This is a genomic window from Streptomyces sp. NPDC059166 (assembly GCF_042755185.1).
GTDB lineage: Bacteria > Actinomycetota > Actinomycetes > Streptomycetales > Streptomycetaceae > Streptomyces.
The window spans coordinates 25972-34448 of the sequence record NZ_JBHZCI010000058.1 but is presented as its reverse complement, the minus strand read 5'-3'; the positions used below and the strand labels follow the sequence as shown (position 1 = coordinate 34448).

The following is an 8477-nucleotide window of genomic DNA, read 5'->3' as shown; positions in this document are numbered from 1 at the left end:
TCTCCGACGTGAACCGGTCACCCGTCAACTGCATGCCATCACCCGAATCACCCGCGAAACGGATGATCACACGATCCAGACGACGGACTTCCTTCACTGTCTCTCCCCGATCGATTGCACGAGCTGTCGCTGCAGGGCCAGTTCCGTGCTGGTCAGTGGGACGTCGGCGCAGAGGCGTTCCGGATGGCCCGCCGGTGGTTCGTCCAGGCGGGCAGGGGCCATCGGGATCGGAGGCCCCATCGTGGGGAGGCCCAGCCAGACCCAGCCCACCGCGGTCAGCGAGTGGTAGACCTCGCGCAGGGCTCTCGTGGCGTAGGTGATGACGTGCTTCATGCGGGCTGCGCCTCCGCCCTCGCGCGTTCCCGGACGCCCTCGGTGCCCGCGACGGGCCGCTCGCCCCAGGTCCACAGCCTGGCCACCGCGTTGAGGTCCAGGTCGTGGCCCTCGGTCCAGATGCGGGCGGCCGCGGTGAGCACGGACTGGCGGTCGGCCTCCGGGGTGCCGGGGCGGGCCGGGAGGAGCGGGGCCACCGCGCCGGCGCCGAGGCGGAGCGAGCGGTGCCGGCGGGCGAAGGCGGTGAGGGTCTGCCGGGGGCCCGCCTCGACGAGGAGGACGTCGTCGGCGGCAAGGAGCTCGTCCAGGGCGTCCCGGAAGTAGACAGTGTCGGTGATCTGGCGCGCCCAGAAGCGCGGGCTGCACGCCTGTCCGGGGCTCATGATCGTCCCGGTGTAGCCGGAGTAGAACGGCAGTTTCGGCTCACGCAGCGGGATGTCCCGGTAGGCGATCTCCACCGCGTCGGAGGCGGGCGCCATGGCCGGGGAGTGGAAGGGGCTCGTCGCCGGCACCGTGACCACGGTGTGGCCGTCCGCCTTGAGCCGGGCGGCGACCTCGGTGAGCGGTTCCTTCGAACCGGCCAGCATCACCTGCTGGTTGGCGTTCACCGCCGCGATGCCGACGTCTCCGGTCAGATACGGGAGCAGCTGCTCCTCGCTCGCGGCGACCGCGAGCATGCCGCCTTCCGGAATCCTCACCGCCTCCCGGACCCTGGCAAGCACCATCCGGGCCGCGTCGCGCAGGGACACGACTCCGGCGAACGTGGCGGCGACGAGCTCCCCGGCGCTGTGGCCGAGGAAGGCCGCCGGGCGGACGCCCCAGCTGAGCACGAGCCGACCGAGCGCGTAGTCGATCGCGAACAGCAGGGGCTGTGCCCGGCGTACGTCGTCGATTCCGATGGTGGCGCGGGCGGGGTCGAGCCAGTCGGAGCGGATCCGGCCTCCCTCCTCGCCCATGTGGGAGAGGGCCGCGTCGACCGCCGCCGTGAAGACGGGTTCGGTCCGGTAGAGGCCGGCTGCCATCCGGGCGTGCTGGGAGCCCTGGCCGGGGAAGAGCAGGACGACGGGCCTCGGACGCGAGGCGTCGCTGGTGCGGGCCTGGTGCACCGCGCGGGCTGCGAGGGCGGATACCGCGACCGCCGCTCCGCGTACCGGGCCGGGAGCGGTGCCGCAGGGCACCGCTGTCGGCAGGGCGGGGTAGATCTCCCGGTGCAGGCCGTCGAGCATCGGCAGGAGTTCACCGCGCACGCGCTGCTCGTCCTCGGCGTTCCGGCCCGACCAGAGGACGAGCCTGTGACGGTCGGGGTCGGTGGCCCGGGGGGGCTGGGGCAACGGGCGCAGCGGTGGGGTGGTGTCCTCGTCGACGGTGGTGACGTCGAGCACGCCGAGGACGGCGTCGCCCTCCGCGACCGCCTCGGCGGCCCGCTTGACGGCGTAGACGGTGATGGTCTGGGGGTCGGGTTCGCCGAATCCGGCGACCAGGGCGAGGTCGGCCGTCCCGTCGTGGAGCTCCCGGTGGGCCCTGTGCAGGGCGCGGGCGGGGGTCGGCTCGGTGCCCACGGTGAAGCCCTCGTGCTCGGGGCGGAGGCCGGCGTCGACCGCGGCGGCGCCGACGAGGACGACGGTACGGGCGGGGAGGTCGTCGGGGGCGCGGCCGAAGGCTCGCAGCACCGCGGAGACTCCGGCCGCGGACGCGGTGATCCGGCTGGGGTTCCTGGGGGCGGAGCCGGGGCTGACGATCAGCCGGCGGACCACCGCACTCTGTGAAGTGATCGACATGGTTCCTCCTCGTGGGCCCGGCTCAGGCCCGGTCGGTGCGATGCCGGGACGTTCATCGGCCCCGGGTCGGGACGGTGGGCGGGAGCGGGGCGTGTGCTGCTGCCCGCCGGCGGTGACCGGCCTCGGCCCTGAGGCGCACGGAGATGTACGAGGTACGGGGTGCTGCGGGTGCGGGGCCCGCGTCGTGCGGCCCGGGTTCGGGTTCGCGCGGTCGGAGCACGGGCCGGAGCGGGTGGCGCCCTCCGGGTGCGCGTCGTGCGGCCGCCTTCGAAGGGTCGCGCGGTCCGGGTCGCGCCCGAGGTGTCACGGCCGCCCCGCCCCGGGGGGGGATAGGAGGCGGGGCGGCCGTGGGGACCGGCTCAGGCCGCGGTGGCCGCACCGGCGTTGATGAGGGCGAGGAGAGCGCCCGGGGTCTCGGCGTCGACGACGGCGTCGTCCGGGATCTCGATGCCGTACTCGCGCTGGATCTGGCCGATGACCTGGAGCAGGGCGAGGGAGTCGTAGCCGAGCTCCATGAAGGGGGTGTCGATGACGTCACCGTCGAGGTCGATGCCCTCCTCCTCGCCGGCGCTCTCGCGCAGCATGCGGGTCAGGTCGGCCAGGGTCACTGTGGCGGTCGTGGTGCTCATGGTCGGTGCCGTCCTCTCGGTTGGGCGCATGGATGGTGTCGCCGGTACTGGTGGGGCGTGGGCTGCCGTGCGACTGGTGGGGCAGGTGGGTCCGGTGGGACTGGTCGATCCGGTGGGGCTCGTCGTGCGACCGGTGTGGGGCCGGTGCAACCGTGTGGGGCCGGTCGGGGCGGTGGGGCCGGTGGCACTCGCGGGGTCGCCGCAGGGCCAGTGGACCCTCCCGGGCTCGTGGGGGCTTGTAGCCCCGGTGGAGCGGCCGGCCGCCCGGTGCCGCCTGCCGGGCGTCCGCGGAGGACGCCCGGCGGGCGCGGTGTCAGCGGGCTCGGCGTACGACCAGGGCCGCGTTGAAGCCTCCGTGGCCCCTGGCGAGGACGAGCGCGTTGCGCAGCTGCTTCTCACGGGCCTCGGTGACCAGGTCGATCGTGTGACCGGGTGCGGCCGACGGCACGTTGGCCGTGGGCGGGATGACGCCGTCGCGCAGTGCGAGCAGCGCGGTGGCCACGTCGAGGGCGGCGCCGCCCGCGAGGAGCCGGCCGGTCATGGTCTTGGGAGCGGTGACGGGGACACCGTGTGCGCCGAAGAGCTCCGTGAGGGCCTGGGCCTCCGCACGGTCGAGTTCGGGCACCCCGGAGGCGTCCGCGAAGACGACGTCGATGTCGCCCGCGGGGATCCCCGCGTCGGCGAGCGCGTTCTCGGCTGCGCGGCGCAGACCGGGCGGCCGGCCGCTGCCGGGTGCGGGGTCGAGGGTGGCCGCGTAGCCGGCGATCTCGCCGTAGACGGTGGTGGCGCCCCGGCCGCGGGCGGACTCGGCGTCCTCGACGAGGAGGATGGCGCCGCCCTCGCCGGGTACGTATCCGGCGGCCTGCTCGGAGAAGGGCAGGTAGGCGCGGGCCGGGTCGTCGACGGTGCTCATGAGGCCGGAGGCGATCTGCGGGACCCAGCCCCAGGGGCACACGGCCGCGTCGACGCCGCCGGAGATGACGGCCGGGAAGCCCTTGCGGATGTGGCGGCGGGCGTGGCCCAGCGAGTCGATGCCGCCGGCCTGCTCGGTGAGGAGCACGCCGCTGGGCCCGCGGAGCTTGTGCCGGATGGAGATCTGGCCGGTGTTGACGGCGTAGAACCAGGCGAAGGACTGGTACGCGCTGACGTACTCCTTGCCCTTGCTCCAGAGGTTCTGCAGCTCGCGCTGGCCGAACTCGACGGCGCCGCCGGACGCGGCGGTCACCACGCCGATGCCGTACTCGGGCATCTCCGAGGTGTCGATGCCGGCGTCGGCGAGTGCCCAGTCGGCCGCGGTCAGCGCGAGGCGCGTCATGTGGTCGGTCTGCGGCATCAGCCGGCTCGGGATGTGGTCCTCGGCGACGTAGCCGGTGACCTCCCCGGCGATACGGGAGGGGTACTGGGTGGCGTCGAAGCGGGTGACGGGCCCGAGACCGGACTCCCCCGCCAGGGTGGCCTTCCAGTACTCCTCGGTCCCCAGGCCGTTGGGGGCGGTGATGCCCAGGCCGGTCACCACTGCGGTGGTCATGAGGTGCTCCTCTCCGGGCGGGCCAGCACCATGGCGCTCTGGAATCCGCCGAAACCGCTGCCCACGCTGAGGACCACGTCGGTCTTCTTCTCGCGGGCGGTCAGCGGGATGTAGTCGAGGTCGAGCTCCGGGTCGGGCTCGTGGAGGTTGGCGGTCGGGGGCAGCACGCCGTGTTCCATGGCCAGCGCGCAGGCCGCGATCTCCAGGGAGCCGATGGCGCCCAGGGAGTGACCGATCATCGACTTGATGGAGCTGACCGGGGTGCGGTAGGCGTGCTCGCCCAGGCTGCGCTTGAACGCGCCCGTCTCGTGACGGTCGTTCATCTTGGTGCCGGAGCCGTGGGCGTTGATGTAGTCGACGGTGTCCGGCGCGAGCCGTGCCTCGGCGAGCGCCACGTCGATGGCCTCGGCCATCTCCAGGCCGTCGGGCTTGAGGCCGGTCATGTGGTACGCGTTGCAGCGGGAGGCGAAGCCCGCGATCTCGGCGTAGATGTGGGCGCCGCGCGCCCGTGCGCTCTCCAGCTCCTCCAGGACCAGGATCGCCGAGCCCTCGCCGAGGACCAGGCCGCTGCGGGTCCGGTCGAAGGGCCGGCAGGCGCTCTCCGGGGTGTCGTTGCGCGGGGTGGTGGCGTGGATCGCGTCGAAGCAGGCCGAGGTGATCGGGGAGATCGGGGCCTCGGTGGCGCCGGCGATCATGATGTCGGTGGTGCCCTCGCGGATGAGTTCCACCGCGTGGCCCAGGGAGTCGAGCCCGGAGGTGCATCCGGTGGAGACGACCGCCGCGGGGCCTTCCGCGCCTGCCGCCAGGCCGACCTCGGCGGCTATGGAGCTGGGCACGAAGTGCCGGTACAGCTCGGGTACGGCGTACTCGTGGTCCACGTTCCACTTGCGGCCGCCGTCGCTGACGACGGCGTACTCGCGCTCCAGGCTCGTGGTGCAGCCGACCGCGCTGCCCACCGCGGTCCCGACCCGGCCGGGGTCCACGGCGGAGAGGTCGATGCCGCTGTCGGCGATGGCCTCCCGGGTGGAGACGACGGCGAACTGGGAGGCACGGTCGAGGCGGCGTATCTCCTGGTGGGAGAGGCCGGCGGCCAGTGCGTCGAAGTCGCATTCGGCGGCGACCTGCGAACGGAACGGCGAAGGGTCGTAGAAGCTGATCCTCCGGGTGGCGGTGCGACCCGCGGTCAGCAGGTCCCAGTACTCCTTGACACCGACCCCTCCAGGGGCGACGACGCCCAGGCCGGTGATGGCGACTCTGCGCATGGTCTACCTGACCTTCGACGGGGCCGGACGCGCCTTCGCGCACCTGCCGGTCGGCACTGTGGGGGTCACTGTCGATCCCTTCGTCCATGTGAACGTCTGAGCGTGTGACTGCGTGAGCGTGACTGCTGAGGTGGGGCCGCCGGCCGTGAGGCCGGTTCGGGGCGGTGGAGCGACGGTGGCCGGGGCGGTTCGGGGTGGGAACGGCCCCGGCCGGCCGAATCGGGCGGGAGCCCGCTCGTAACGGGCCGCCGTTTTCCGATGCAGCCATGGAACGTCTGTGCCCTCGACCGGGACTCGCGCGCTCGTGGACCTGCCGGAACGCACCGCTATGTCGGGATGTTCCCGTGCTTACGGGACGGGACCTCGGCGTGCTTGGCCCGCAGCATGGCCAGCGAGCGAATGAGGGTGGACCGCGTGTCGCCCGGGTCGATGACGTCGTCCACGAGCCCGCGCTCGGCCGCGTAGTACGGGTGCATCAGCTCGGTCCGGTACTCCTCGATGCGCTGGGCCCGGACCGCCTCGGGATCGTCGGCGGCGGCGATCTCCCGCCGGAAGATGACGTTCGCCGCGCCCTCCGCGCCCATGACCGCGATCTCGTTGGTGGGCCAGGCGAAGGCCAGGTCGGCGCCGATGGAGCGGGAGTCCATGACGATGTAGGCGCCGCCGTACGCCTTGCGCAGGACCAGCGAGATCCTGGGGACGGTGGCGTTGCAGTACGCGTACAGGAGTTTGGCGCCGTGCCGGATGATGCCGTTGTGCTCCTGGTCGACGCCGGGCAGGAAGCCGGGTACGTCGATCAGGGTGACCAGGGGGATGTTGAAGGAGTCGCACGTCGAGACGAAGCGGGCGGCCTTCTCGCTGGCGTGGATGTCCAGCACCCCGGCGAGGGAGGCCGGCTGGTTGGCGACGATGCCGACCGGCCGGCCGTCGAGCCGGGCCAGCGCGCACACGATGTTGGGCGCCCAGGCCTCGTGGACCTCGAAGCTCTCGCCGTCGTCCACGATCTCCTCGATCACCGCGCGGACGTCGTAGCTGCGCCCCGGATCCGCGGGGACCAGGTCGGCCAGGGCGTCGGTCCTGCGGTCGGCGGGGTCGTCACAGGGCACCGCGGGGGGCATCTCGCGGTTGTTGGACGGCAGCAGCGCGATCAGGAACCGTACGTCCTCCAGGCAGGTCTCCTCGTCGTCGTAGGCGAAGTGGCTGACGCCGGAGACGCTCGCGTGGACGTCCGCGCCGCCCAGACCGTTGTGGGTGATCCGCTCACCGGTGACGGCCTGCACCACGTCGGGGCCGGTGATGAACATCTGCGCCGTCTCGCGGACCATGAAGACGTAGTCGGTGAGCGCCGGTGAGTACGCGGCTCCGCCCGCGCAGGGGCCGAGCATCACGCTGATCTGCGGGATGACCCCCGAGGCGGCGACGTTGCGGCGGAAGATGCCGCCGTAGCCCGCCAGGGCCGTGACACCCTCCTGGATACGGGCGCCGGCCCCGTCGTTCAGGCTGACCAGCGGGGCACCGGCGGCCTGGGCGAGGTCCATCACCTTGTGCACCTTCGCGGCGTGCGCCTCGCCGAGGGCCCCCGCGAAGATCCGGAAGTCGTGGGCGTAGGCGAAGACCGTGCGGCCGTGGACGAGTCCCCAGCCGATCACGACACCGTCGCCGTGGGGCTTGCGGTTCTCCAGGCCGAATCCGGAGGCACGGTGCCTGCGCAGCGGCTCGATCTCGGTGAACGAGCCCTCGTCGAAGAGCAGTTCGAGCCGCTCGTGCGCGGTGAGTTTGTTCTTCTCGTGCTGCCGGCGGGTGGCCGCCGGATCGGGTCCCCGGCTCACCTCCTCCTTCAGCCGGCGCAACTCGGCGGCGGCACGTCGCAGGTCGGGGGCGGCGGGGGTGACCGTCAGGTCGTCGAGGATCGTCATTGACCGAACGTAGGAACGCCGGCTGGAGTCGTGCTGGAGGACCTGCGGGAGGGCGGCCCCCTGCGGGTCCGCCGTGCTCAGCCGGTGGCCGCGACCGGGAGGTCGAGGGCCGGGTCGGCGGAGAGAACGGCCTGGTGGAGGCGCTGCAGCCGGGCCGAGGGCTCCAGGCCGAGCTCGTCGACGAGCGTCATCCGCAGCCTCTGGTACGCCTCCAGCGCACGGCTGGCTCCGCCGGAGCGGTGCAACGCGGTCATCAGCTGGGCGCAGAAGTTCTCGTGCATGGGGTGCTTGGCGACCAGAACCCTCAGTTCCGGGACGATCCCGGTGTGCCTGCCGAGTATGAGGTCGGCGTCGATGCGGCGCTCCAGGGCCGCCATGCGGTCCTCCTCCATACGCAGCACCTCGAGTTCCAGCACGGTTCCGACGCGGACGTCGACGAGCGCGGAGCCCTGCCACATCTCGAGGGCCCTGCCGAGGAGTCCGGAGGCCGCGTGGTGGTCGCCGGCGTCGTACGCGGCGCGCCCGGAGGCCGCCAGCCGGCTGAACTCGTGGGCGTCGACCTGGCCCGGCTGGACCTGGAGCAGATAGCCGCCGTGCTGGGTGACCAGGACGTCCTTGGCCTGCCGGCGGGACCCGTCGAGGGCCGCCGAGATCTTCCGGCGGAGCTGGAGGATGTAGGTCTGCAGCGTGGTGGCCGCACTGCGCGGGATGTCCTCGCCCCAGATCTCCTCCATGAGCGTCGCGACCGTGACGACACGGTCGGACTGCAGGGCGAGCAGCGACAGGATCTGGCGCGGTTTGGCCGCCGTGGGCACGACGGACACTCCGTTCTCATGGGCCGTCAGCGGTCCCAGAACTTTGATCTCCATGGTGGCGCCCTCCCTTTCGTGCGCTGTACGGCCGGTCCGGGCTGCGGGCCGGCTCGGGTGCGGAGTCCTGGTCGAGCCTGGCACTCGCCGTGGTGAAGCCCCAGTGAGGTGGTCATGTGAGCGCACATGAAAATGTCATGCCCCGGTGATGAGCCTCGCACT

Annotated in this window: 7 protein-coding genes; all 7 read right to left on the bottom strand. The window is 72.6% G+C overall.

Annotation, left to right across the window (positions count from 1 at the left end):
• Positions 1-93: 93 nt before the first annotated feature.
• On the bottom strand, positions 94-333 hold the full coding sequence (locus ACFXOA_RS30045; protein WP_385034954.1) for a DUF6059 family protein: 240 nt from the start codon (positions 331-333) through the stop codon (positions 94-96).
• Positions 330-2111: an acyltransferase domain-containing protein gene (locus ACFXOA_RS30040; RefSeq protein WP_385034952.1), complete on the bottom strand. Its 1782-nt coding sequence runs from the start codon at positions 2109-2111 to the stop codon at positions 330-332. Before ACFXOA_RS30040 ends, ACFXOA_RS30045 begins: the two co-directional genes overlap by 4 nt.
• Before the next feature lie 359 nt (positions 2112-2470).
• The gene (locus ACFXOA_RS30035) at positions 2471-2740 is read right to left on the bottom strand and encodes an acyl carrier protein (RefSeq protein WP_362556131.1); all 270 of its coding nucleotides are present in this window, start codon (positions 2738-2740) and stop codon (positions 2471-2473) included.
• Positions 2741-3053: 313 nt separating this feature from the next.
• On the bottom strand, positions 3054-4268 hold the full coding sequence (locus ACFXOA_RS30030; RefSeq protein ID WP_385034950.1) for a ketosynthase chain-length factor: 1215 nt from the start codon (positions 4266-4268) through the stop codon (positions 3054-3056).
• Positions 4265-5530: a beta-ketoacyl-[acyl-carrier-protein] synthase family protein gene (locus ACFXOA_RS30025; protein WP_385034948.1), complete on the bottom strand. Its 1266-nt coding sequence runs from the start codon at positions 5528-5530 to the stop codon at positions 4265-4267. Before ACFXOA_RS30025 ends, ACFXOA_RS30030 begins: the two co-directional genes overlap by 4 nt.
• A gap of 326 nt (positions 5531-5856) precedes the next feature.
• Positions 5857-7446 carry an acyl-CoA carboxylase subunit beta gene (locus ACFXOA_RS30020; protein WP_385034946.1) on the bottom strand — a complete coding sequence of 530 codons (1590 nt, stop codon included), beginning with the start codon at positions 7444-7446 and terminating at the stop codon, positions 5857-5859.
• Positions 7447-7523: 77 nt separating this feature from the next.
• Positions 7524-8315 carry a BTAD domain-containing putative transcriptional regulator gene (locus ACFXOA_RS30015; protein ID WP_385034944.1) on the bottom strand — a complete coding sequence of 264 codons (792 nt, stop codon included), beginning with the start codon at positions 8313-8315 and terminating at the stop codon, positions 7524-7526.
• Positions 8316-8477: the final 162 nt, after the last annotated feature.